This is a genomic window from Streptomyces sp. NPDC052107 (genome assembly GCF_040680215.1).
Lineage (GTDB): Bacteria > Actinomycetota > Actinomycetes > Streptomycetales > Streptomycetaceae > Streptomyces.
The window spans coordinates 19,356-42,769 of record NZ_JBFAWG010000027.1 but is presented as its reverse complement, the minus strand read 5'-3'; the positions used below and the strand labels follow the sequence as shown (position 1 = coordinate 42,769).

At 72.4% G+C, this 23,414-nt stretch carries 20 protein-coding genes; 16 read left to right on the top strand and 4 right to left on the bottom strand.

All coding sequences use genetic code 11. The features are described 5' to 3' along the window. Positions 1-39 precede the first annotated feature (39 nt). A complete protein-coding gene (gene malQ / locus AB0M27_RS26145; protein WP_365724630.1) occupies positions 40-2,130 on the bottom strand; it encodes a 4-alpha-glucanotransferase in 2,091 nt (696 codons plus the stop codon). After that, positions 2,131-2,424 (bottom strand): hypothetical protein, encoded by a 294-nt coding sequence (locus AB0M27_RS26140; protein ID WP_365724623.1) that lies wholly within the window; start codon positions 2,422-2,424, stop codon positions 2,131-2,133. A 177-nt stretch (positions 2,425-2,601) separates the two neighbouring features. On the opposite strand from AB0M27_RS26140, the gene AB0M27_RS26135 reads away from it, so the two are divergent. From AB0M27_RS26135 to AB0M27_RS26125, 3 genes are read left to right on the top strand one after another with little or no spacing between them, the layout of a single operon-like run. Then, on the top strand, positions 2,602-3,135 hold the full coding sequence (locus AB0M27_RS26135; protein WP_365724621.1) for a PadR family transcriptional regulator: 534 nt from the start codon (positions 2,602-2,604) through the stop codon (positions 3,133-3,135). Continuing rightward, positions 3,132-3,830: an ABC transporter ATP-binding protein gene (locus AB0M27_RS26130; protein ID WP_365724619.1), complete on the top strand. Its 699-nt coding sequence runs from the start codon at positions 3,132-3,134 to the stop codon at positions 3,828-3,830. Before AB0M27_RS26135 ends, AB0M27_RS26130 begins: the two co-directional genes overlap by 4 nt. Beyond that, positions 3,827-5,218 (top strand): FtsX-like permease family protein, encoded by a 1,392-nt coding sequence (locus AB0M27_RS26125; RefSeq protein WP_365724618.1) that lies wholly within the window; start codon positions 3,827-3,829, stop codon positions 5,216-5,218. Before AB0M27_RS26130 ends, AB0M27_RS26125 begins: the two co-directional genes overlap by 4 nt. Positions 5,219-5,354: 136 nt before the next feature. On the opposite strand, the gene AB0M27_RS26120 is transcribed toward AB0M27_RS26125, so the two are convergent. After that, positions 5,355-5,891 carry an HNH endonuclease gene (locus tag AB0M27_RS26120; protein WP_039649619.1) on the bottom strand — a complete coding sequence of 179 codons (537 nt, stop codon included), beginning with the start codon at positions 5,889-5,891 and terminating at the stop codon, positions 5,355-5,357. Positions 5,892-6,215: 324 nt separating this feature from the next. Between AB0M27_RS26120 and AB0M27_RS26115 the strand changes: the two genes are divergently transcribed. Further along, a complete protein-coding gene (locus AB0M27_RS26115) occupies positions 6,216-7,328 on the top strand; it encodes a mechanosensitive ion channel family protein (protein WP_365724616.1) in 1,113 nt (370 codons plus the stop codon). A 140-nt stretch (positions 7,329-7,468) separates the two neighbouring features. Next, positions 7,469-8,086 carry a Uma2 family endonuclease gene (locus AB0M27_RS26110; RefSeq protein WP_365724614.1) on the top strand — a complete coding sequence of 206 codons (618 nt, stop codon included), beginning with the start codon at positions 7,469-7,471 and terminating at the stop codon, positions 8,084-8,086. On the opposite strand, the gene AB0M27_RS26105 is transcribed toward AB0M27_RS26110, so the two are convergent. Continuing rightward, on the bottom strand, positions 8,076-8,606 hold the full coding sequence (locus AB0M27_RS26105) for a hypothetical protein (protein ID WP_365724612.1): 531 nt from the start codon (positions 8,604-8,606) through the stop codon (positions 8,076-8,078). The two genes, AB0M27_RS26110 and AB0M27_RS26105, sit on opposite strands and share 11 nt — an antisense overlap. A gap of 278 nt (positions 8,607-8,884) precedes the next feature. On the opposite strand from AB0M27_RS26105, the gene AB0M27_RS26100 reads away from it, so the two are divergent. From AB0M27_RS26100 to AB0M27_RS26050, 11 genes are all read left to right on the top strand, one after another. Continuing rightward, complete coding sequence (locus AB0M27_RS26100; RefSeq protein WP_365724610.1) at positions 8,885-10,096, top strand: ROK family transcriptional regulator; 1,212 nt, start codon at positions 8,885-8,887, stop codon at positions 10,094-10,096. Between the two features lie 49 nt (positions 10,097-10,145). Further along, positions 10,146-11,492, top strand: coding sequence for an ABC transporter substrate-binding protein (locus AB0M27_RS26095; protein ID WP_365724608.1), 1,347 nt, complete (start codon positions 10,146-10,148; stop codon positions 11,490-11,492). A gap of 3 nt (positions 11,493-11,495) precedes the next feature. Further along, positions 11,496-12,437, top strand: a complete 942-nt coding sequence (locus tag AB0M27_RS26090; protein ID WP_365724607.1) for a sugar ABC transporter permease — start codon at positions 11,496-11,498, stop codon at positions 12,435-12,437. Positions 12,438-12,439: 2 nt separating this feature from the next. Continuing rightward, complete coding sequence (locus tag AB0M27_RS26085) at positions 12,440-13,333, top strand: carbohydrate ABC transporter permease (protein WP_365724605.1); 894 nt, start codon at positions 12,440-12,442, stop codon at positions 13,331-13,333. A gap of 7 nt (positions 13,334-13,340) precedes the next feature. Then, positions 13,341-14,606: a 6-phospho-beta-glucosidase gene (locus tag AB0M27_RS26080; RefSeq protein ID WP_365724603.1), complete on the top strand. Its 1,266-nt coding sequence runs from the start codon at positions 13,341-13,343 to the stop codon at positions 14,604-14,606. Continuing rightward, on the top strand, positions 14,597-15,601 hold the full coding sequence (locus AB0M27_RS26075) for a BadF/BadG/BcrA/BcrD ATPase family protein (protein ID WP_365724601.1): 1,005 nt from the start codon (positions 14,597-14,599) through the stop codon (positions 15,599-15,601). The genes AB0M27_RS26080 and AB0M27_RS26075 overlap by 10 nt, the downstream gene beginning before the upstream one ends. A 195-nt stretch (positions 15,602-15,796) precedes the next feature. Then, complete coding sequence (locus AB0M27_RS26070; protein WP_365724710.1) at positions 15,797-17,182, top strand: hypothetical protein; 1,386 nt, start codon at positions 15,797-15,799, stop codon at positions 17,180-17,182. Positions 17,183-17,196: 14 nt separating this feature from the next. After that, positions 17,197-18,231 (top strand): glutamate ABC transporter substrate-binding protein, encoded by a 1,035-nt coding sequence (locus tag AB0M27_RS26065; RefSeq protein ID WP_365724600.1) that lies wholly within the window; start codon positions 17,197-17,199, stop codon positions 18,229-18,231. Positions 18,232-18,273: 42 nt separating this feature from the next. Then, positions 18,274-19,554: a hypothetical protein gene (locus tag AB0M27_RS26060; protein WP_365724599.1), complete on the top strand. Its 1,281-nt coding sequence runs from the start codon at positions 18,274-18,276 to the stop codon at positions 19,552-19,554. After that, a complete protein-coding gene (locus AB0M27_RS26055; RefSeq protein WP_365724598.1) occupies positions 19,551-22,019 on the top strand; it encodes a tetratricopeptide repeat protein in 2,469 nt (822 codons plus the stop codon). The genes AB0M27_RS26060 and AB0M27_RS26055 overlap by 4 nt, the downstream gene beginning before the upstream one ends. A gap of 3 nt (positions 22,020-22,022) precedes the next feature. Then, the gene (locus tag AB0M27_RS26050; RefSeq protein WP_365724596.1) at positions 22,023-23,390 is read left to right on the top strand and encodes a PP2C family serine/threonine-protein phosphatase; all 1,368 of its coding nucleotides are present in this window, start codon (positions 22,023-22,025) and stop codon (positions 23,388-23,390) included. The last annotated feature ends 24 nt before the right edge of the window (positions 23,391-23,414 follow it).

Below are 23,414 nucleotides of genomic sequence, written 5' to 3'. Positions count from 1 at the left end.
CCCCGGACGGGCGCGCGCCCGGGGTCCCGTACCGGGGTTTCACACGCCGCCGGCCTGCTCGAACACATGGAGCAGTGCCCTCAGCCGGGGGGAGGCCGTCAGGTCCTCCAGCGGCACCGGCCGGCCCTCGCGGTCCGCGATCGGCAGCCGCCAGTTCGGGTACTGGTCCCAGGTCCCCGGGAGGTTCTGCGGGCGCAGGTCGCCGACACCGTCCGGGAGCCAGACGCCGATCAGCCGGGCCGGGGTGCGGAGCAGGAAGCGGTGGACGGCGCGGATCTCCTCCTCCTCGTCGGAGCCGGGCGGCCCGGCGGCGGTCAGGTCCAGCAGGCCGAGGCTGCCCAGTAGGGCGAGCCACTCGGCGGTCTCGGCGACGGCCTCGGCGCGTTCCTCGGTCGCCGGGCGGGTGAGCAGGCCCAGGCGGTCGCGCAGATCGACATGGTCGCCGGTGAGCCGGGCGGCGGTGGGCGGCAGGTCGTGGGTGGTGGCGGTGGCCAGGCAGTCGGCGCGCCATCGCTCGGGCGGCAGTGGGCGTCCGTCGCCCTCCCAGTCGCGTTCGAACCACAGCACCGAGGTGCCGAGCACCCCGCGCCGCTGCAGTGTCTCGCGGACGCCGGGCTCTACGGTGCCGAGGTCCTCGCCGATGACGAGGGCCCCGGCGCGGCCCGCCTCCAGGGCGAGGATCGCGAGCATGGCGTCGGCGTCGTAGCGGACGTAGGCGCCCTTGGTGGGCGGGCTGCCCTGGGGGACCCACCACAGCCGGAACAGGCCCATGACGTGGTCGATGCGCAGGGCGCCGGCGTAGCGGAAGAGGGCGCGCAGCAGCTCGCGGTAGGGGGCGTAGGCGGTGGCGGCGAGCCGGTCGGGGCGCCAGGGCGGCAGGCCCCAGTCCTGGCCGCGGGCGTTGAAGGCGTCGGGCGGGGCGCCGACGGACATGCCGGCGGCGAACACGTCCTGCTGGGCCCAGGCGTCGGCGCCGAGGGGGTGCACGCCGACGGCCAGGTCGTGCACGATCCCGACGGGCATGCCGGCCTCGCGGGCGGCGCGCTGGGCGGCGCGGAGCTGGCCGTCGGTGAGCCAGGCGAGGCGGGCGTGGAACCCGACGCGGTCGGCGAGGTCGGCGCGGGCGCGGGCGGTCTCGGCCGAACGGGGGTCGCGCAGGGCCGATGGCCACCGCCGCCAGTCGGAGCCGTGGATCTCGGCGAGGGCGTACCAGGTGGCGTGGTCGTCGAGGGCCTGGCCGTGGGCGGCGCGGAAGTCGTCGTAGGCGGCCCGGCGGCCGGGGCCGAGGGGAACGGCCAGGACCAGGTCCAGCGCCTCGCGCTTGAGCTCCCACACCGCGTCCCGGTCGATGAGGGCGCCCTTGTCGAGGACGTCGGCGCGCAGCCGTTCGGCCCGCTCCAGCAGGGCGCTCAGCCGCTCGCGGTCCTCGGCGTAGGCGTACTCGGGGATGTCCTCGATCCGCAGGTGGACGGGGTCGGGGAAGCGGCGCGAGGACGGGCGGTAGGGGGAGGGGTCGCTGGGGGCGCCGGGTACGGCCGCGTGCAGCGGGTTGACCTGGACGAATCCGGCGCCGGCGGTGCGTCCGGCCCAGCCGGCCAGCTCGGCGAGGTCACCCAGGTCGCCCATGCCCCAGGAGCGGCGGGACAGCAGGGAGTACAGCTGGACGAGGAGGCCGTGGGAGCGGCCGGGCGCGGCGGGCAGCCGGTCGGGGGCGACGACGAGGTGGGCGTGGCCGGTGCGGCCGTCGGGGGCGAGGGCGGTCACCCGGTGCACGCCGAGCGGCAGTTCGGCGGTGGTGTCCCGCTCCTCGCCGTCCTCGGTCTGGACGCGCAGGCGGGTGCCGGGCGGCAGTGCGGCGAGGGCGGCGGGGCCCTGCGGATCGCCGGCCCAGTGCACGAGCGTCGGCGGCAGCACGCGTTCGCGCAGCTCGTGTTCGCGTGCGGCGAGAGCGGTGCGTACGGCGGCGGGGCCGGCCGCGTCGACGCCGAGGGCGGCCAGGGCGGCGACCACGGCGGACGCGGGAACCGGGACGTCGCGGCCCGGGGCGGGGCTGTAGGAGGTGGCGACCCCGTGCAGCTCGGCGAGCCGGGACAGGTCCTCGTCCGCGAAGTCCTCGAACGCCCCGGTCATCTACGACCTCGCGCCGTAGGCGCCGGATTCGTACGACCCCGGGACGTGGGTGTCGGATGCGTACGCCCCCGCGCCGAAGGCGTCCGACTCGCTGGTCAGCGGGGTGGCCTCGGCGAGCGGCGGCTCGCTGGTCAGGGGCTCGGCGTCAGGCAGGGGCGGCTCGCTGGTCAACGGGGCCTGGGCGCAGGCGCTCTCGGCGCTGAAGACGCATGCCTGCGTGTCGTGGGGTTCGGCGGACGGCTCCGCCGGGGGTTTCGACTGGGCCGGGACCGAGAGATGAGCCAGTGCGGCCACGGGGGCCTCCTCTGCTGTGGGGTTCTGTGGGCGGGTCGGATGCTGTCGCTTTGAACGGATTACGGCAGGCCTACCCCGTGACGGCGCGGGCACTCCCGACAGCCGATCGAACCCGCCTCCTCGACAATCACTGATCACTATTCACTCAGTACATGTATCGAGTGCATAATGATCGGCATGAGCACCCGCCACATCCTTCTGGGTCTGCTCGCGGCAGGGCCGAGCCATGGCTACGACCTGAAGCGACGCCACGACGAACGCTTCCCGCAAGCCCGTCCACTGGCCTACGGGCAGGTCTACACGACCCTGCAGCGCCTGGTCCGGGACGGCCTCGCGGAGGTGGAGGGCACCGACGCGGACGGCGGTCCGGAGCGCACGCTGTACCGCTCGACGGACACCGGTTCGGGCGAACTGGCCCGCTGGGCGGGTGAGATCGCCCCGCCGGCGCCCTTCGTGACGAACGAGATCTTCGCCAAGGTCGTCGTGTCGATCCTGGCCGGCGGCGACCCGGCCGCCTATCTGCGTGCCCAGCGGGCCGCGCACATGGAGCGGATGCGGCAGCTCACGGCGGTCAAGACCGGCCGGAACGCCGATCTGGCGACCGTGCTGTCGGCCGACTACGCCCTCAACCACCTCGACGCCGACCTCCGCTGGATGAACACCACGGCGGCCCGGCTGACCACTCTGACCGCGGAGGTCGACGGAGCATGACCCACAAGGGGGACACCTCGGCCCCGGTTCTCACGAGCCGGGACCTCGTCAAGGCCCATGGCAGGACCCGGGCGCTGCGCGGCGCCTCGGCCGAGCTGCACGCCGGCGAGATCCTCGCTGTGACGGGGCCCAGCGGCAGCGGCAAGTCCACCCTGCTGCACTGCCTCGCGGGCCTCGTCCGCCCGGACGAGGGCTCGGTGGTCTACGCCGGGCAGCGGCTGGACCGGCTCCCGGAGAAGCGGCTGAGCGAGCTGCGCCGTACCGACTTCGGTGTGGTCTTCCAGTTCGGGCAGCTGATCCCGGAGCTGACCGCCGCGGACAACGTGGCGCTGCCGCTGATGCTGGCGGGCACAGGCCGCGCCGAGGCCCGGGAGCGGGCCGGCGAGTGGCTGGAGCGGTTCGGGGTGCGCGGGCAGGAGGCGCTGCGGCCCGGCGAGCTGAGCGGCGGCCAGACGCAGCGGGTCGCCCTGGCCCGGGCGCTGGTGACCGGGCCGCGGGTGGTCTTCGCCGACGAGCCGACGGGCGCGCTGGACTCGCTGGCGACCGAGCAGGTGATGACGGCCCTGGTCCACGCGGCCCGCGAGTCGGGTGCGGCGGTGCTGCTGATCACGCACGACGCCCAGGTGGCGGCGTACGCGGACCGCGAGGTGCGGCTGAGCGACGGTGCCGTGGTGCCGGCGGAGGTGACGGCATGACGGGGCAGGCACTCTCCGGGACGCGCGCCGGTGTGTCGGCCGACGTCCGGCTGGCCTGGCGGCTGGTCCGGGGCTCGGACCGGCAGGAGTGGTGGCGGCTCGGGCTGACGGCGGCCGGGGCCGCGCTCGCCACCGGGTTCGCGCTCGCGGCCGTCGCACTGGCCTCACTGCACGGGTACTACCGGGTGTCCTTCGGCCACGGCCTGCTGGACAACCCGGGCGAGCGCTCGGGGGCGGTCGTCAGCCTGCTGCTCCTGCTGGTGCCGGTGCTGGGGTTCCTCGGGCAGTGCGCGCGGATCGGCGCCGTGCACCGTGACCGGCGGCTGGCCGGGCTGCGGCTGGCGGGCGCCGGACCGGCGCAGGTGCGCCGGATCGCCGCGCTGGAGACGGGGGCGGCCTGTCTGCTGGGCTCGGTCCTCGCCACCGCCGTCGGCGTCCCCGTCCTGCTGGGCCTGTGGAGCAGCCCGACCGCCTGGACCTGGGCCGGGTCGGTGCTGGTCCTGCTGGGGGTGCCGGTGCTGGGGGCGGCGGCGGGCGCGCTGGCGCTGCGCCGGGTGGTGGCCTCGCCGCTGGGGTGGGTGCGGCGGGTGCGGCCGAGCAGCGGGCGCGGGCCGGGGCTGCTGTTCGTCGCCGGTCTCCTTCTCGTTCTGCTGCTGGCGCTGTGGGCCGTGGCGAACACCTCCGGCGCCGACCGCGGCCGGGTGCCGTTGACGGTGTTCGCGCTGGTCCTCGTAGTCGGCGGGGGCACGGTGTGGCTGGCCGGGGGCACGGCGGGGGCGGTCGGGCGGCTGCTGGCGGGCCGGGCCCGCTGCGCGGCGACGCTGATCGCGGCGGAGCGGCTGCGCGCCGATCCCTGGGCGGCGGCCCGCACCCACGCGGCGGTACTGCTGGTCACGATCGTCGGCACGGGCTTCGTGGGGATCCGGGGGACGCTCCTGGCGGACCTGCACGAGATGAGCCGCGACCAGAAGCTCGGCACGGACATGGCTTTCTACACGACGGGCCTCGATCTGACGGCCGTCGCGATCCTCGTCGGCCTCGCGATCACCCTCTCCGGCCTCGCCGTCGGCACTGCCGAGTCGGTGGCGAACCGCCGCCGGGGCCTCGCCGCCCAGGTCGCCTCCGGGGTGCCCCGGGCGGTGCTCGGCCGGGCGCTGCTGCTGGAGACGGCGCTGCCTCTGGCCCCGGCGGTCGTGCTGGCGGGCGCCGGCGGCATGGCGATCGGCGTCTGGTACGCCTCGCTGACCCAGGGCCGGCTCACCCAGACCGTGCCGTACACCGCACTGCTGGTGCCGGTGGGCGCGTACGCCTGCTGCCTGCTGGCGGCGGCCGCCTCACTGCCCCTGCTGCGCCGTTCGGCGCACCCCGGGGAGCTGCGGTACGCGTGAGCCGGAAGGCTCCGGGAGAGCCGCGGTGCGTGAGCCTCCGGCTCCCGGGGGCACAGGGGGCTCCCGGAGCCGGAGGCTCACGCCCTCACCTCGCGTGCGCGAGGTCTGCGCGAGTACGCGAAGGCCCGGATCGCCGTCAGGCAGAAATGCCGTCGATCCGGGCCAGGGCATCGTCCGCGCCGTACGGCTGCAAGTAGGGCAGCCAGCGCGGATCCCTATGCCCGGTGCCGATGATGCGCCAGGCCAGCCCGGTCGGCGGAGCCGGTTTGTGCCGCAGCCGCCACCCCAGCTCTACGAGGTGACGGTCGGCCTTCACGTGGTTGCAGCGGCGGCAGGAGGCCACCACGTTGTCCCAGACGTGCTTGCCCCCGCGACTGCGCGGGATGACGTGGTCGACGCTGGTTGCGACGCCACCGCAGTACATGCACCGGCCCCCGTCGCGCGCGAAGAGCGCTCGGCGGGTGAGAGGAACGGGCCCCCGATAGGGAACCCGGACGAATCGCTTGAGCCGGACCACGCTGGGTGCGGGGACTGTGACGGTTGCGCTGTGCATATAGGCGCCGGATTCCTCGAGGGAGACGGCCTTGTTCTCCAGGACGAGGACGAGCGCGCGGCGGAGCGGTACGACGCCGAGCGGCTCGTACGACGCGTTGAGGACCAGGACATGCGGCACGGGTGCCTCCTTGGGCGTCGGCGGCGCGTGGCTCGCGCCGGGACGATCTGCAGTCAGTCTCCCCTCATGCCTGGTGGAAGCGCCACCATGTCCCGGTAACGGGCTGGGAGTGTTTTCGACCACACCTGATTCATCCCCCGGGTCACGGCCTGTTCAAGCCAGGGTGAGTCCCGTCTCTCCTGCGCCCCTCCTTGGCGGATCCGCGCGATGCACACACAATGCCCCGTTAGTGTGGTGACCCTGTCCGTCCGGTGACCTTCTCGTGACCTTGAAGACCTTGACCGCCCGCCGGCACGGACCGTGCAGCACCTGGAGGTACCTGCCGTGTCGTCCTTGCCCGCCGTCCTGCTGGCCGCCGGAGCGTCGCCGACCCCGTCCCCCTCTCCCTCGGGCTCGACGGCGCCGGCCGTGCCGTCGCTCCAGGACGCCCAGGAGAGCGCGACGAACGCGGCGAGCTGGGTCGAACAGAACTGGTCGACATGGCTCGCGATGGGGCTGCAGATCCTGCTGATCCTGGTGATCGCGGTCGCGCTGCGCGCGGTGGTGCGGCGGGCGATCACCAAGCTGATCGACCGGATGGGCCGCACCGTCGAGGCCGTGGACGGCACCGCGCTGAGCGGGCTGCTGGTCAACGCCGAGCGGCGGCGGCAGCGTTCGGCGGCGATCGGCTCGGTGCTGCGGTCGGTGGCGAGCTTCCTGATCCTCGGCACGGCCGGGCTGATGATCCTGTCCACCTTCAAGATCAACCTGGCGCCGCTGCTGGCGTCCGCCGGTGTGGCCGGTGTGGCGATCGGTTTCGGCGCCCGGAACCTGGTCACCGACTTCCTCTCCGGCGTCTTCATGATCCTGGAGGACCAGTACGGCGTCGGTGACGTGGTCGACGCGGGCGTGGCCACCGGCGAGGTGATCGAGGTCGGGCTGCGCGTGACCAAGCTGCGCGGCGCCGACGGCGAGATCTGGTACGTCCGCAACGGCGAGGTCAAGCGGATCGGCAACCTCTCGCAGGGCTGGGCGACGGCCGGGGTCGACGTGACGGTGCGGGCGAGCGAGGACCTGGACAAGGTCAGGGCGACCCTGGACGACGTCGCCGAGCACATGAGCAAGGAAGAGCCCTGGAACGAGCTGCTGTGGGGCCCGATCGAGGTCCTCGGCCTGGACTCCGTCCTGATCGACTCCATGGTGGTGCGGGTCTCCGCCAAGACCATGCCGGGCAAGGCCCTGACGGTCGAGCGCGAACTCCGCTGGCGCATCAAGCGCGCCTTCGACGCGGCGAGCATCCGCATCGTGGGCGGCGCGACGTCGGTCGAGGACGCGGAGGACGCCGCCGACCCCACGGCCACGGTGGCGGCTCCGTCGGTGTACTCCAACGCGGATTCGCCGCAGGCGGCGGCGACGGCACCGATCGCCGTGCAGCGGCCGACGCCTCCGGGCAAGTAGCGAGCGGAACGGTTTCAGCACACTCGTTCGAGTGATCAGGTGGGGCATTCCGGCGCGTGGTGCGCATGGGTGCCCCATCGTTCTGCCGGGGCGCCCGGCGTGGGCTTAGCCTGGCATCAGTGCGACAAGGAGAACGAGCGATGAGCGCCGAACCTCTCGTGGAGCCGGTGATGACGCAGGACCCCATCGATCTGTTGATCGCGTTCGAAGAGGCGTCCGTGGCGCCGATTCGACCCGAGTACGTCGAGGGGACGGTCATCGTGCCGCCGCAGCCGAACCACGAGCACAACGCCGGCGCCTTCAAACTCGCCGCCCAGTTCTATACAGCAGGGTTCGACCTGGCAGGCATGGGCAACGGCTATCGGGGCGCGCACGAAGACGGCAGCACCATGGCCCTCGTCATCCCGGACTTCTACGTCCTGCGCCGCCTACCGACAGACCTCGACGAGGCTTACCGGAAAGCCCACAAGGGCTGGTATCCCATCGACATGGTCACTCTGATCGGCGAGGTCACGTCGACCAACCACGCGGTTGACACCGGCGCCAAGCTCGCCACCTATGCCGCCGTCGACATCCCCGTGTACGTCCTGATCAACCGCAACACGAAGACCGCCCATTGCTGCACCGACCCCGTCCTTCCCGGTGATGACCCCACCGAGGCCTACTACAAGACCGACACCAAGGTCACCCTCGGCGATCCCCTCCCCCTCCCGGCGCCGTACCCCACCCTCGACACCACCCCCTTCGTCACCGACTGACCAGCCGCACTATCTGGCACAGCGCGACGAACGCGCTCGCCCTGCGCAGGCCCGGGCCGGTCATCAGGCTGTCGTCGGCGTGAAGCCTCAGTCGGGCCTCTCCCGAGGAGTCGTCGAAGGTCACCGTGCCCGTGACGGACCGCCGCCCGCGGAACGGGCGCCAGCGGAAGTGGAGTTCCTCGCCGCTCAGCACGTCCCACGCGCGCTCGGACGCGGACAGGCCGGGCCTCAGCCGGGCGGCCTGCTCGGCGCAGAAGTCGTACTCCTGGGTGGGGTCCAGCGCCCCCACCGTGACCGGGATCCCCGTGCCGCGGGCCCGGCGGCGCAGGGCACCGCACACGTAGAGGGCGAAGAGGAAGCAGACGAACGCCCAGATGGCGGGCTGCAGGGTGACGTGGGCGACCGCCGACCAGGACAGTCCGTCGTCCCACGCGTCCAACAGGCTCAGCATGATCATCAGCGGCAGGAAGTCGGCCAGCGCGGCCGTCCACAGCTTCCGCAGCAGTCTTCGCTCGGGCACCTTCACCATCCGCTCGTCGGCGTCCGGGCCGCACGCCCGGACAAGCGGATCAAAGATCAGCAGGCTGTCAAGCAGATGTACACCCCTGCCCTTTGAGATAACGACTCCGTCTCCTCGGCGCCGTTGTCTATTGACGCCCCCTTCGTCCTGGGCTTACGTTCCTCCCACCCCAATAGGAAAGTTTCCTAACAGTGATCTCCAGGGCGCCGGTGATCAAGACTGGACCTCCCGCCAGGCCACTGAGAAGCTGGGGGGCTGGAGAGGCAGGTGTCGACCCCATGGCAGGAACCACCGGTACGCCGGGCACCCCGCGCGTGCTGCGCGCCATGAACGACCGCGCCGCCCTGGACCTCCTGCTGGAGCACGGGCCGCTGTCGCGCACCCGGATCGGGAAGCTCACCGGCCTGTCCAAGCCCACCGCCTCGCAGCTGCTGGCCCGTCTGGAGGCGGCCGGGCTGGTCCGGGTCACCGGCACCAGCGAGGGCCGGCCGGGCCCCAACGCCCAGCTGTACGCCGTCAACCCCACGGCCGCGCACGCCGCCGGGCTCGATGTCACCCCCAGCCGTATCCGCGCCGCCGTCGCCGACGTCACCGGCCGGACGGTGGGTGAGTACGAGCTGCCCACCCCCGGGCGGCGGCCCGCCCAGCCGGTCGTCCAGCAGGTCACCGACGTGCTCGACGGTGCCGTCAAGGCCGCCGGGCTCGCCCGGTCCGACGTGCACCGGCTGGTCATCGGCACCCCGGGCGCCTTCGATCCCAACACCGGGCGGCTGCGTTACGCGTCCCACCTGCCCGGCTGGCACTCCCCCACCCTGCTCGACGAGCTCGCCGCCGCCCTGCCGATGCCGGTGGAGTACGAGAACGACGTCAACCTCGTCGCCCTCGCCGAACAGCGGCTCGGGGCCGCCCGGGGCCACGGCGACTTCGTCCTGCTGTGGAACCAGGAGGGGCTCGGCGCCGCCCTGGTCCTCGGCGGCCGGCTGCACCGCGGCTGGACCGGCGGCGCCGGCGAGGTCGGCTTCCTGCCGGTGCCGGGCACGCCCCTGGTGCGACAGGTGACCAAGGCCAACAGCGGCGGCTACCAGGAGCTGGCCGGCTCCCAGGCCGTACCGAAGCTGGCCCGGGAACTCGGCATCCCGGATGTGCCGTCGGGGCCGTACACCGAGGTCGCCGCCGAACTCGTGGCCCGGGGCGCCGATCACACCTTTGGCCCCTACCGGGAGCTGCTCCGGACCTACGCGACCCGGCTCGCCACCGGTCTCGCCTCGCTCGTCTCCGTCCTCGACCCCGAACTCGTCGTCCTCAGCGGCTCGGCGCTGACGGCCGGCGGCGAGGGCTTGCGCGCCCTCGTCCAGGCCGAGCTGGAGGAGCTGGCCGCGGCCCGCCCCCGGCTGGTCGTCGGCGACGTCCACGAACACCCCGTTCTGCGCGGCGCTTTGGAGTCCGCGCTCGTGACCACCCGCGCCGAGGTCTTCGACACCTCGCGCTGACGCAGGCAGCACCCCTCTTCCCGTTCACCCGTCCCTGGGAGACCTCGCCATGCCCACAGCCATACCCGAAGTCGCCCGAAAAGCGGCTTTCGCCCTGACCGTCTCCGCCCTGCTCCTCACCGCCACCGCCTGTACCGGGCAGTCCAACTCCGGCGCCACGGACGACGCCTCGAAGGACACGACGATCAACTTCTGGCACGCCTGGAGCGCGCCGAACGAGGTGAAGGCCGTCAAGTCCCTGGTCGCCGGCTTCGAGAAGGCGCACCCCAACATCCACGTGAACATCGTCGGCAACATGACCGACGACAAGATCAACCAGGCGCTGCGGTCGGGCGGTGACAAGGCGCCGGATGTGATCTCCTCGTTCACCACCAACAACGTGGGCAAGTTCTGTTCCTCGGGCGCGCTGGTCGACCTCAACCCCTTCTTCAAGAAGTCCGGGATCGACCCCGAGAAGACCTTCCCGAAGACCATGAACGAGTACACCCGGTTCGACGGCAACCGCTGTACCGCGCCGCTGCTCGGTGACGCGTACGGGCTCTACTACAACAAGACGGCGTTCCAGAAGGCCGGTATCGCGAATCCGCCGAAGACCTGGTCCGAGTTCGAGGGCGACGCCAAGAAGCTGACCATCGCCCAGGGCGAGGGCTACAAGCAGCTCGGGTTCATGCCGGATTACCACGGCTGGGAGACCACCACCGAGCATTACTTCGCCCAGTTCTCGCCGACGTACTTCGACAAGGACGGCAAGTCGGACCTCGCCAAGGACCCCGCCTTCGAGAAGGGCTTCGCACTCCAGAAGCGGCTCGTGGACGAACTCGGTGGATTCCAGAAGCTGGAGAAGTTCCGGGCGACGCTGGGGGACGAGTGGGGTCCCAAGCACCCCTTCCACACCGGTCAGGTCGCCATGCAGCTCGACGGCGAATGGCGGCTCGGGATGGCCCAGCAGGCCAAGCCGGACTTCGAGATCGGGGTCGCGCCGCTGCCCGTGCCCGACGACCAGGTGGCGCAGTACGGCAAGGGCTACATCACCGGCACCGTCGCGGGCGTCGCCGCCGCCAGCCACAAGCAGAACGCGGCCTGGGAGTTCGTCAAGTACATCACCACGGACACCGACGCCGTGGTCGGCTTCGCCAACGACATCCACAACGTCCCCTCCACCCTGGCCGCGCTGAAGTCCCCGAAGCTGAAGTACGACCCGCGCTTCAAGACGTTCCTCGACATCGCGGCCAACCCGGACTCCGCCACGACTCCCGCCTCCGTCAACGGCGGTCAGTATCTGGTGACGATCCAGCAGCTCGGCTACGACTACGAAAGCGGCAAGGTCACCGATCTGAAGGCCGGCCTGAAGAAGGCGGCCGCGCAGATCGACACGGACATCGCGCAGGCGAAGTAGCCGATGAGTACGGTCACTCTGGCGTCGAAGCGCCGCCGGTCGGCGCTTCGCACCCTCGCCTTCATGTCGCCCTGGCTGATCGGCTTCGCGGTGTTCTTCGCGTATCCGCTGATCTCGACGGTCTATTTCTCCCTCATGCACTACGACGGCTTCCGGCCGCCGACGTGGAGCGGCGGGAAGAACTGGCGTTACGTCTTCGAGCACTACCCGCTCTTCTGGCCGGCCCTGCGCAACACGCTGTGGCTGGTGCTGGTGATGGTGTCGTTGCGGGTCGCCTTCGGGCTCGGCATCGGCCTGCTCATCACCAAGATCAAGACGGGTACGGGGGTCTTCCGCACCCTGTTCTATCTGCCGTACCTCGCCCCGCCGGTCGCCGCGACCATGGCCTTCGCCTTCCTGCTCAACCCCGGTACGGGCCCGGTCAACTCGATCCTGGAGAAGGTGGGCGTCCTGGCGCCGGGCTGGTTCAACGACCCCACCTGGTCCAAGCCGGCCCTGACCCTGCTGGCGCTGTGGGGCATCGGCGACCTGATGGTCATCTTCATGGCCGCGCTGCTGGACGTGCCGACCGAGCAGTACGAGGCGGCCGAACTGGACGGGGCCTCGGCCTGGCAGCGGTTCCGGTACGTCACCCTGCCGAACATCTCCCCGATCGTGATGTTCGCGGTCGTCACCGGCGTGATCCAGACCATGCAGTACTACACCCAGCCGCTGATCGCCGGGAAGGTCGCCTCCGGGGTGATCCAGGGCGCGGGCACCCAGTTCGAGCCCGGCTACCCGGACAAGTCCACGCTCACCCTCCCCCAGCTCGTCTACAACCTCGGCTTCCAGCGCTTCGACTACGGCTCGGCCTGTGTGGTGGCGCTGGTGCTGTTCGCCCTGTCGATGGTGTTCACCGGGTTCCTGATGCGGCGCCGGGGCGGTCTCATCCAGGCAGGTGACTGACCATGACCCAAGTACTGGACAAGCCGGTGGAGTTGACGACGCCCTCCTCGGCCGCCGAGCGCGCCGCCCGGCGCAGGGCACTGCTCGAATGGATCGCGGTCCACTCCCTCGGCGTCGCCGCCGCCCTGTTCTTCACGCTGCCCTTCGTGTTCGTGTTCCTGACCTCGCTGATGAGCGACGCCCAGGCGCTCAGCCGCGATCTGATCCCGCACACCTGGGAGTGGGGCAACTACAAGAAGGTCTTCGACACGCCCGGCTTCCTGACCTGGTGGAAGAACACGCTGATCTACGCCGGTCTCGGCACCGTCCTGACCGTGGTGTCGTCCATCCCGGTGGCGTACGCGCTCGCCAAGTTCCGTTTCCGGGGCCGCAATCTGTCCCTGATGCTGGTGATCTCGATGATGATGCTGCCCCCGCAGGTGGTCATCATCCCGATGTACCTGTTCTGGGCGAAGCAGCTGGACCTGTCCGGCACGCTGTGGCCGCTGATCATCCCGATGGCGTTCGGTGACGCGTTCTCGATCTTCCTGCTGCGCCAGTTCCTGATGACGATCCCGAACGAGTACCTGGACGCCGCGAGGGTGGACGGCTGCGGCGACCTCAGGACCCTGCTGAGGGTCGTCCTGCCCATGGCCAGGCCGGGCATCGCCGCCGTCGCCCTCTTCCAGTTCTTCTACGCCTGGAACGACTACTTCGGCCCGCAGATCTACGCGTCCGAGAACCCCGGCGCCTGGACCCTGAGTTACGGCCTGGAGTCCTTCAAGGGCGCCCACCACACCGACTGGAACCTCACCATGGCCGCGACCGTGCTGGTCATGGCCCCCGTGATCCTCGTGTTCTTCTTCGCGCAGAAGGCGTTCGTCGAAGGCGTCACCCTCACCGGAGTAAAGGGTTGATCCGCATATGAAACTCACCGTGGTCGGCGGAGGCTCGACCTACACCCCCGAACTCATCGACGGCTTCGCACGCCTGAGGGACACCCTTCCCATCGGGGAACTCGTCCTCGTGGACCCGGCGGCGGAGCGCCTGGAGCTGGTGGGCGGACTGGCCCGCAGGATCTTCGCCAAGCAGGGTCACCCCGGCCGGATCGTCACCACCGCCGACCTGGACGCGGGCGTCGACGGCGCCGACGCCGTGCTGCTCCAGCTGCGCGTCGGCGGCCAGGCGGCCCGCGAGCAGGACGAAACCTGGCCACTGGAGTGCGGCTGCGTCGGCCAGGAGACCACCGGCGCGGGCGGCCTGGCCAAGGCGCTGCGCACGGTCCCGGTGGTCCTGGACATCGCCGAACGGGTCCGCCGTGCCAACCCGCGCGCGTGGATCATCGACTTCACCAACCCGGTCGGCATCGTCACCCGCGCCCTGCTCCAGGCGGGGCACCGCGCGGTCGGGCTGTGCAACGTGGCGATCGGCTTCCAGCGGAAGTTCGCGAACCTGCTCGGCGTGGCGCCGGCCGACGTCCATCTGGCGCACGTGGGCCTCAACCACCTCACCTGGGAGACGGGGGTACGGCTCGGCGGCCCGGAGGGAGAGAACGTCCTGCCCAAGCTGCTGGCCGAGCACGGCGAGGCGATCGCCGACGACCTGCACCTCCCGCGCCCCCTCCTGGAACGCCTGGGCGTGGTCCCCTCCTACTACCTGCGCTACTACTACGCCCACGACGAGGTCGTGCGCGAACTTCGCACCAAGCCGTCCCGCGCGGCGGAAGTCGCCGCCATGGAACGGGAGTTGCTGACGATGTACGGCGACCCGGCCCTGGACGAGAAGCCGGCGCTCCTCGCCAAGCGCGGCGGCGCCTACTACTCGGAGGCGGCCGTCGACCTGGCGGCGGCGCTGCTGGGCGGGGGAGGCACCCCCTACCAGGTGGTGAACGCCGTCAACAAGGGCACACTGCCCTTCCTCCCCGACGACGTGGTGATCGAGGTCCAGGCCGCGGTGGGCCCGACCGGCCCGGCCCCGCTGCCGGTGCCGGAGCTGGACCCCCTGTTCTCCGGGCTGATCGCGAACGTGACGGCGTACGAGGACCTTGCCCTTGAGGCGGCACTGCGCGGCGGCCGTGACCGCGTCTTCCGCGCCCTGCTCGCCCATCCGCTGATCGGCCAGTACGCGTACGCCGACGCCCTCACCGACCAGCTGATCGCACACAACCGGGAGCACCTCGCGTGGGCCTGACCTCACCTATTCCCGCAGGGGTACTCGCGATCGACGCGGGCAACAGCAAGACCGACGTGGCCGTGGTCACCGCCGCCGGGGAGGTGCTGGCCACGGCCCGCGGCGGCGGTTTCCGCCCGCCCGCGGTGGGAGTGGCGGCGGCGCTGGACGCGCTGGCCGAACCGGTGGGGCGCGTCCTCGCGGACGCGGGCGTCACGTCCGTCTCCCATGTCTCGGCGTGCCTCGCCAACGCCGATCTCCCCGTGGAGGAGGAGCAGTTGGCGACCGCGCTCCGGGCCCGCGGCTGGGGCGCGTCGGTGGAGGTGCGCAACGACACCTTCGCGATCCTGCGGGCGGGCGTCGCCGAGCCGCGCGGGGTGGCCGTGGTGTGCGGGGCCGGTATCAACTGCGTCGGCATGCGCCCCGACGGCCGTACCGCGCGCTTTCCGGCCATCGGCCGTATCTCCGGCGACTGGGGGGGAGGGTGGGGCCTGGCGGAGGAGGCCCTGTGGTTCGCGGCCCGCGCGGAGGACGGCCGGGGCGAGCCGACGGCCCTCGCCCGCACCCTGCCCGGCCACTTCGGCCTGCCCACGATGTACGCGCTGATCGAGGCGCTGCATCTGGAGCACGTCGGCCACGACCGCCGGCACGAGCTGACCCCGGTGCTGTTCGCGACGGCCGCCGAGGGTGACGCGCCGGCCCGCTCGATCGTGGCCCGGCTCGCGGAGGAGGTGGCGGTGATGGCCACGGTGGCGCTGACCCGCCTGGACCTGCTCGACGAGGAGACTCCGGTCCTGCTCGGCGGCAGCGTCCTGACCGCCGGCCACGACCTGCTCGACGACGGCATCCGCGACCTGCTGGCCGCCCGCGCCCCCAAGGCCGACGTCCGCGTGGTCACGGCGAGCCCGGTCCTGGGCGCGGCCCTGCTGGGCCTGGACCGACTGGGCGCGGACGGGGAGGCGCAGGAGCGGGCGCGGAGGCACTGGGAGGGGTGGGCGGGGCACAGGGAGGGGTAACCGGCCCCGGGGGAACCGAACACCTGCACAGGGCGTATTCATGGGCAGCGCACGCTGCGATCCGATCAAGATCCAGTGAAGGCCGGTGCGGATGCCGCCGCGTGCCGCGATACTGGGCGGCGAACGGTTGACCCTGGGGGAGGTCGAGTGACACACCCGCCGAAGAGCGCAGCACCACCCGTGCCGGGCCCCGGCATGCCCGCCGCCCCCGGCATCCCCGCGCAGAGCCCCCGCCCGGCCCCCACCGGCTCCCCCGGCCCGTCCGCCCGGCGGACCGCGTTCGCCGAGGGTGTCGACCGGCTGCGGGACGCGGCGACCACCGAGCCGGGGCGGCTGCGGATCATCGGGGCCGTACTGGCGCTGCTGGTCGTTGCGTTCGGGGCGGTCACCGCCTGGCAGGCCAGTGAGCGGGCGGCCGCCGCCGACGACGTGCTGCACAGGAGCCAGCCGCTCAGTTCCGGTGCTGCGGACATCTACCGGTCGCTGGCCGACGCCAACACGGCCGCCTCCAGCGGGTTCCTGGCGGGCGGTCAGGAGACGGCCGCCTCCCGGGACCGGTACGAGAAGGACATCCGTACGGCCGCCGCGGGCCTGGTGACGGCCGCCGCGAACGCCGAGCCGGGCTCCGCCTCCGAGGCGACCATCGCCCGGCTGAACAAGCTGCTGCCCGAGTACAAGGGGCTCATCGAGCGGGCGCGGACGTACAACCGGCAGGGGTATCCGGTCGGCGGCGCGTATCTGCGGTACGCCAACGAGAAGATGCAGAAGGAGATGCTCCCGGCGGCGGAGGATCTCTACACCAAGGAGAACCAGCGGCTGGACGCCGACTACGGCGACGCCAGCCCGTATCCGTGGGTCGCGATCGCGCTCGGCGTGCTCGCGCTGGCCGCGCTCGGCTGGGCCCAGCACCGCAGCTACCGGCGCACCAACCGGGTCCTCAACCACGGCCTGGTCGCCGCCTCCGCCGCCACCACGGTCGCGCTGCTGTGGCTGGTCGTCGGGCACGCGGTGGCCCGCTCGGAGCTGAACGGCTCCTACGACCACGGCATCCGCTCGCTGACCGTGCTGCACGACGCCCGGATCGCCTCCCTGAAGGCGCGCGGCAACGAGAACCTGAGCCTGGTGGCGCGCGGCGCCGAGACGATCACGGTCGACGGGCGGACGTACGACGCGTACTACTACGACTTCGACAAGGACATGGCCGGCCTCGGCCAGGGTCTGACCCGGGCGGCGAAGCTCGCCGACGACCAGGGCGGCAGCGCGCCGGTGAAGGCGGCCGAGGGCAACATGGCGGTGTGGAAGCAGCGCCACACCGCGGCCCGCACCGAGGACGAGAACGGCAACTACCAGCAGGCGCTGGACGAGGTGATCGGCGCCAAGGGCGCCACCGGCGAGTGCTTCGACAGCGTCGACGCCAACCTCGCCCGGGCCATCGACCACGAGCAGACCGAGTTCCAGCAGGCCGCCGGCGACGGCCGGGACGCCATGACCGGACTGCCGCTGGGCGCGGCGGTGCTCGCGGTGCTCGGCGCGGCCGGCGCCGTCTTCGGCATCGGCCGCAGGCTTTCGGAGTACCGGTGACAGGGGGCATGACGATGTACGCGGCACGTGTACGAGCCTCCCTGCGGGGCTGGGGCGGGGTCGGCGCGATGGCGGCGCTGTGCGCGCTGGCGCTGGCGTTCGTCCTGCTGCTGCCGTGCACCCAGCAGCCCCCGCAGCCCGGTCCCGAGCGGACCGGTCAGGCCGTCGCCAGCGGGCTGCAGGCCCGCGCCGGGGACTGCAAGGACTCCGAGGCGCAGAACCAGACCCTGTCGCCGTCCGGCGCGGACGGCCCGGCTATCGACGCGATCAAGGCCCGTACGGGCGCCAAGCGCAAGCTGATCGTCGGCGTCGACCAGAACAGCTACCACTGGGGCTACCGCAACCCCAACACCCAGGGCGCTCAGCTGGAGGGCTTCGACATCGACCTGGTGCACCGGATCGCGCAGGACATCCTCGGCGACCCGGACGCGGTGCAGTTCAAGGCCATCCCGACCAGCGAGCGGATCTCCGCGATACAGGACGGACGGGTGGACATGGTCGTGCGGACCATGACCATCACCTGCGACCGGCTGTCCCAGGTGGCCTTCTCCGCGCCCTACTTCAAGACCGGACAGCAGGTCCTCGCGCCCAAGTCGTCGTCCATCACGGGCTACAACGGCACCCTGGCGCACAAGAGGATCTGCACGGCGGCCGGTTCGACGGCGTACACCAAGCTGGACGCCGACAGGAAGGGCGGCACCCTGCCCTCCTCCACGGACATCTCCACCACCGTCCCGAACCAGCTCGACTGCCTGGTCAGGCTGCAACTCGGCGAGGTGAACGCGGTGGTGACCGACGGTGCGCTCGCCGCCAGCCAGGCCGCGCAGGACCCGACGGTCGAACTGAAGGGCGGGGCGTTCACCACCGAGTACTACGGCGTGGCGATGAAGAAGGACGCCTCCGATCTGGTACGCCGGGTCAATCGCATTCTGGTGGGCTACCGCGCCGGCGGCTGGCAGGCGTCGTACGACAGGTGGCTGTCGGCGACACTGGGAAGGGACTCCAGCGCGTCCAAGCCGCCCGCGCCGCAGTACCTGCGCACGAGCTGAGCCACATCCGACCGGAAACCTGGAAGCAGCGAGAGGTGATCGATGGGCGTCACGGACCCCGCCGGGCCGGTGATGGACCGGGACGAGGTGGACCGTGCGCTGGCGCGGCTCGGCCAGGAGCACGAGGCGATCGAGACCTCGCTGCTGGCCCTGCAGGACCACGCGGGCCGCAGACTCCTCGAAGGCGCCGAACTGACCGGTGTCACCAAGGAACGCTGGCAGGCCACGGAGGCGCGGATCACCCTGCTGTGGGGGTACTTCGACGCCTACGCGGCCGCGCTGCGCTCCGCCCGTGAGATCCGCGCCCGGCGCCGCTGGTCCAGCCGTGAGGACCTGGTGGAGCTGACCGAGCTGCTGCGCGGCGAGTCCGTGACCACCCCCGGAGCCGGGAACGGCGTGCTCAGCGAGTCCTACTCGCTGTCCGCGCTGGTGGACCGGATGAACGAGCTGTACGCGACGAGCCTGGACCTGGTCGTGGCCTGCGACGCGGTGTGGTCGGCGCTGCCCGCGCGGATCGATTTACTCGCCGCGGAACTCCAGCGCACCCGCAAGCTCGCGCACTCCGTCGGCGTACGCCCCGGCGAACACCCGGCCGGCGACGACCTGGAGCGGATCACCCGCACGCTGACCAGGCTGCGCGAGGACGTCGTCTCCGACCCGCTCGCCTTCTGGGTGCCGACCGAGGGCAGTTCGGCGCCCGGCGGCGGCCGTCCGGACACCACGGTGTACGACCGTGAGGCGCGCGCCCTGGAGGACGTGCGCCGGGAGATCGACGCCGTGCTGACCGTCCGGCAGGACGCGGAGGCCCGGCTGATCCGGCTGCGGGACGTGCTCTCGCGCGCCGACCGCACCCTCGCCGAGGCCCGCACCGCGCGCGGCGAGGTGCTGGCGAAGATCGCGGCGACCGAGGTGCCGGCGGTCAGCGGCCCGCCGACCGTGCTCCAGGAGCAGTTGGCGACGGCGGCCGAGTACCGCAGGCAGGCCCAGTGGCACCGGCTCTCCCCGCTCCTGGAGTCCCTGGAGCAGAAGGCGGAGGACGAACTGCTGCGTGCCCGTGAGTCGTTGACCGCGGTCACCGCGCCGCTCGCGGTCCGCGCCGAGCTGCGCGGCCGGCTCGACGCGTACAAGGCGAAGGTGGCCCGGCACGGGCTCGCGGAGGACCCGTTCCTGGTCGAGCGGTACGACGCGGCCCGCCGGATGCTGTGGAGCGCGCCCTGCGACCTGCGGGTGGCCGAACAGGCCGTGCTGCGCTACCAGCAGCTGGCGGCCGAGCTGCTCGGCGGCGCGGGCGCGCCTCAGGACCGTAAGGGGGACCAGTCATGAGTCAGGCGGGGCAGACCTGTCAGCGGCCGGGCTGCGAGGGGTCGTACGAGGACGTCGGCGGCGGCGAGCTGTACTGCGACACCTGCGGACTCGCACCGGTGGTGTCGGCTGAGGGTCCCCCCTCTGGGGGTGGGATGGTCGGCTCACCCGCGACCGGGATCACCAGGGGCGCGGCGGACAGCGGCAGCTCGCGCACGTCCTCGCAGTCGTCGAAGTCGCGCCGCTCGGTGTCCGGGCGGCTCTCGCGGTCGCTGTCGGGCCGGTCCAGCGGGCGTTCGGTGTCGGTGCGCAGCTCCGGCTCCTCCTCCGGCACCTCCACCCGGGGGCGGCTGGGCGCCGGTCTGGTGCATGTGCCGCAGGTGCCGCGCCCGGACCCGCGCGCGATGGTGCTGGAGAACCCGGAGGTGCCGGAGCGGAAGCGGTTCTGCTCGCGCTCGGACTGCGGGGTGCCGGTGGGGCGTGCGCGGGGTGACCGTCCCGGCCGCACGGAGGGTTTCTGCACCAAGTGCGGGCACCCGTACTCCTTCGTGCCGAAGCTGAAGACCGGGGACATCGTGCACGGCCAGTACGAGGTCGTGGGCTGCCTCGCGCACGGCGGGCTCGGCTGGATCTACCTCGCCGTGGACCGGGCCGTCTCCGACCGGTGGGTGGTGCTCAAGGGCCTGCTGGACACCGGGGACCAGGACGCGATGGCCGCCGCGATCTCCGAGCGGCGCTTCCTCGCGGAGATCGAGCACGCCAACATCGTGCGGATCTACAACTTCGTGGAGCACCTGGACCAGCGCACCGGCTCCCTCGACGGCTACATCGTCATGGAGTACGTCGGCGGCAAGTCCCTGAAGGAGATCGCCAACGCCCGCCGTACGGCGCAGGGCCGCCGGGACCCGCTGCCGGTGGAGCAGGCCTGCGCGTACGGCATCGAGGCGCTGGAAGCCCTCGGCCACCTGCACAGCCGTAACCTCCTCTACTGCGACTTCAAGGTCGACAACGCCATCCAGACCGAGGACCAGCTCAAGCTGATCGACATGGGCGCCGTGCGCCGCATGGACGACGACGAGTCGGCGATCTACGGCACGGTCGGCTACCAGGCGCCCGAGGTCGCCGAGGCCGGCCCGTCGGTGGCGAGCGACCTGTACACGGTGGGCCGTACGCTCGCGGTGCTCACCTTCGACTTCCAGGGCTACACGAACGTCTACGTGGACTCGCTGCCCGACCCGGACACCATCGACGTCTTCCGCCGCTACGAGTCCTTCTACCGGCTGCTGGTGCGCGCCACCGACCCCGACCCGGCCCGCCGGTTCGCCTCGGCGCAGGAGATGGCCGAGCAGCTGACCGGTGTGCTGCGCGAGGTGGTCTCGCTGCAGACCGGGCAGGCGCGGCCCGCGCTGTCGACGCTGTTCGGGCCCGAAGTGAAGGTCACCGACCGGGAGTTGTTCCCCCGGCTGGACGGGGATGTGTCCCGGCTGGGGGCGCGGGAGGTGCGCGGGGCGGCACCCGCTGTCCCGGCGCTGCCCCCGGCCGCCCTCGTCAGGCCCGTCGACACCCCGGCCACCGCGCTCGCCCTGCCGGTCCCGCTGGTCGACCCGAGCGACCCCAACGCGGGGTTCCTGGCGGGTCTGATGACCTCCGGGCCGGCCGAGCTGATCGCCGCGCTGGACGCGGCGCCCACGCAGACCGTGGAGACCCGGCTCAGGCAGATCCGCGCCCGGCTGGAGAGCGGCGACCACCAGGCCGCGCTGATGAGCCTGGCCGAGCTGGAGGAGGAACGGCCCGACGACTGGCGGGTGGTGTGGTACCGGGGCGTGGCCGCCCTGGTCACCGGCGACTTCGAGGGCGCCGCGCTCTCCTTCGACGCCATCTACGACGCCTTCCCCGGCGAGGCCGCGCCGAAGCTGGCGCTCGGCCTGTGCGCGGAGGTGCTCGGACAGCTGGACAACGCGGCCGAGTACTACCACCTGGTGTGGGCGACCGACCCCAGCTATGTGAGCGCCGCCTTCGGGCTCGCCCGGGTGCAGCTCGCGGCCGGGAACCGGCACGGGGCCGTGCGGACCCTGGAGTCGGTGCCGGAGTCCTCCATCCACTACACGGCCGCCCGGGTCGCCGCCGTCCGGGCCCGGCTCAGACAGCGCACCGCGGCCGCCGGTGACGTACCGTTCCTGGACGACCTGACGGCCGCCGCCGGGCAGGTCGAGGCGCTGGACGCGTACGGTCTGGACCCGGCGCGGCGCGAGCAGTTGTCGGCGGAAGTCCTCGGCTGTGCGCTGGACTGGATACTCTCCGGTGGCCAGGGCAACCCGTCCGCCGCCGGCGGACGGGTGCTGCTGGGCAGCGGTCTGGACGAGCGGGGCCTCCGCTTCGGCCTGGAGCGCGCCTACCGCACGCTGGCCCGGCTGGCGCCCGGCGGCGAGGCGAGGATCGAACTGGTGGAACGGGCCAACCGTTACCGCCCCCGGACGTGGGTGTAGTTGATGTCGCAGATGCCCCAGCAGGCCGCACTGTCGAAGTGCCCGAGCTGCGCGGAGCCCGTCGAGCCGGGTGACCTCTTCTGCGGAGCGTGCGGGTACGACCTCTCCGTCGTACCCGAACCGCCGCAGGACCATCCGACGCTCACCATGACCGGCTCCGCGACCGGCCCTTCCGGGGACGGCGTGGCGTGGCCCGCCCCCGAGCCGGACGGCTCCGGCACCCCGCCGGCGGTGCATCTGCCGGCCGACCTGGCCGGCACCGACTCCGGCGACGGGTCCCTGCCCGAGCACGAGCCCGGCGCGGACCCGCACGCGCAAGGCGCGGAGGGAGCGCGGCAGCCGGCCGGTTCCGGGGTGCGCTTCGACCGGCCCGCGGAGCCCGACGAGTACCCGTTGCCGGCGCCGGACCCGCGGGTGGCCGAGAACCCCGGGAACACAGCCGTGCCCGAGGAGCCCGCGCAGATGTGCGTGGCCTGCCGGGCCGGCCGGGTGGACAGCGACGGCTACTGCGAGAACTGCGGGCACGCCCAGCCCCGCGAACGCGACCACATGGAGCGGGAGTCGGGCCCGGTGGCCGCCGTCAGCGACCGGGGTCTGCGCCACCACCGCAACGAGGACGCCTTCGCCGTCGGCCACACCGCGCTGCCCGACGGCACCCCGGCCACCCTCGCGATCGTCTGCGACGGCGTGTCCTCCGCGACCCGCCCCGACGACGCCTCGACCGCCGCCTCCCAGGCGGCCGGTGACGCGCTGCTGGCCGCCCTGCCGCGCGGCACGCATCCGCAGACGGCGATGCACGAGGCGATCGTCGCCGCCGCGCAGGCCGTGAACGCGCTCGCCGAGGAACCCGCCACGGCCCGTGAGCACGCCCCGCACCAGAACGCCCCGGCGTGCACGATCGTCGGCGCGGTGGTCGCCTCCGGGCTGCTGGTCGTCGGCTGGGTCGGCGACAGCCGCGTCTACTGGGTGCCGGACGACCGCAGCGCGCCTGCGGCCCGGCTGACCGAGGACGACTCCTGGGCCGCGCAGATGGTCGCCGCCGGCCTGATGAGCGAGGCCGAGGCGTACGCCGACGAGCGCGCCCACGCGATCACCGGCTGGCTCGGCGCGGACGCCTACGAACTGGAGCCGCACACCGCGTCCTTCAAGCCGGACCGGCCCGGAGTCGTGGTGGTGTGCACCGACGGCCTGTGGAACTACGCCGAGACGGCCGAGGAGATGTCCGAGGTCGTGCCCGCCGACGCGGCCGCGCGCCCGATGCACAGCGCCCGGGTCCTGGTCGGCCACGCCCTGGACGGCGGGGGCCACGACAACGTAACAGTGGCCGTCGTGCCGTTCCCGGCGCCGCCGCAGGGGGCAGGATCGGCCTGAGGCCGCGGGCCGGAGGGGACCGGC

Coding starts and splice junctions, on each gene's coding strand:
- malQ (WP_365724630.1), bottom strand. CDS start 2,130: ATGACCGGGGCGTTCGAGGACTTCGCGGACGAGGACCTGTCCCGGCTC.
- AB0M27_RS26135 (WP_365724621.1), top strand. CDS start 2,602: ATGAGCACCCGCCACATCCTTCTGGGTCTGCTCGCGGCAGGGCCGAGC.
- AB0M27_RS26130 (WP_365724619.1), top strand. CDS start 3,132: ATGACCCACAAGGGGGACACCTCGGCCCCGGTTCTCACGAGCCGGGAC.
- AB0M27_RS26125 (WP_365724618.1), top strand. CDS start 3,827: ATGACGGGGCAGGCACTCTCCGGGACGCGCGCCGGTGTGTCGGCCGAC.
- AB0M27_RS26110 (WP_365724614.1), top strand. CDS start 7,469: ATGAGCGCCGAACCTCTCGTGGAGCCGGTGATGACGCAGGACCCCATC.
- AB0M27_RS26100 (WP_365724610.1), top strand. CDS start 8,885: ATGGCAGGAACCACCGGTACGCCGGGCACCCCGCGCGTGCTGCGCGCC.
- AB0M27_RS26095 (WP_365724608.1), top strand. CDS start 10,146: ATGCCCACAGCCATACCCGAAGTCGCCCGAAAAGCGGCTTTCGCCCTG.
- AB0M27_RS26090 (WP_365724607.1), top strand. CDS start 11,496: ATGAGTACGGTCACTCTGGCGTCGAAGCGCCGCCGGTCGGCGCTTCGC.
- AB0M27_RS26085 (WP_365724605.1), top strand. CDS start 12,440: ATGACCCAAGTACTGGACAAGCCGGTGGAGTTGACGACGCCCTCCTCG.
- AB0M27_RS26080 (WP_365724603.1), top strand. CDS start 13,341: ATGAAACTCACCGTGGTCGGCGGAGGCTCGACCTACACCCCCGAACTC.
- AB0M27_RS26070 (WP_365724710.1), top strand. CDS start 15,797: ATGCCCGCCGCCCCCGGCATCCCCGCGCAGAGCCCCCGCCCGGCCCCC.
- AB0M27_RS26065 (WP_365724600.1), top strand. CDS start 17,197: ATGTACGCGGCACGTGTACGAGCCTCCCTGCGGGGCTGGGGCGGGGTC.
- AB0M27_RS26060 (WP_365724599.1), top strand. CDS start 18,274: ATGGGCGTCACGGACCCCGCCGGGCCGGTGATGGACCGGGACGAGGTG.
- AB0M27_RS26055 (WP_365724598.1), top strand. CDS start 19,551: ATGAGTCAGGCGGGGCAGACCTGTCAGCGGCCGGGCTGCGAGGGGTCG.
- AB0M27_RS26050 (WP_365724596.1), top strand. CDS start 22,023: ATGTCGCAGATGCCCCAGCAGGCCGCACTGTCGAAGTGCCCGAGCTGC.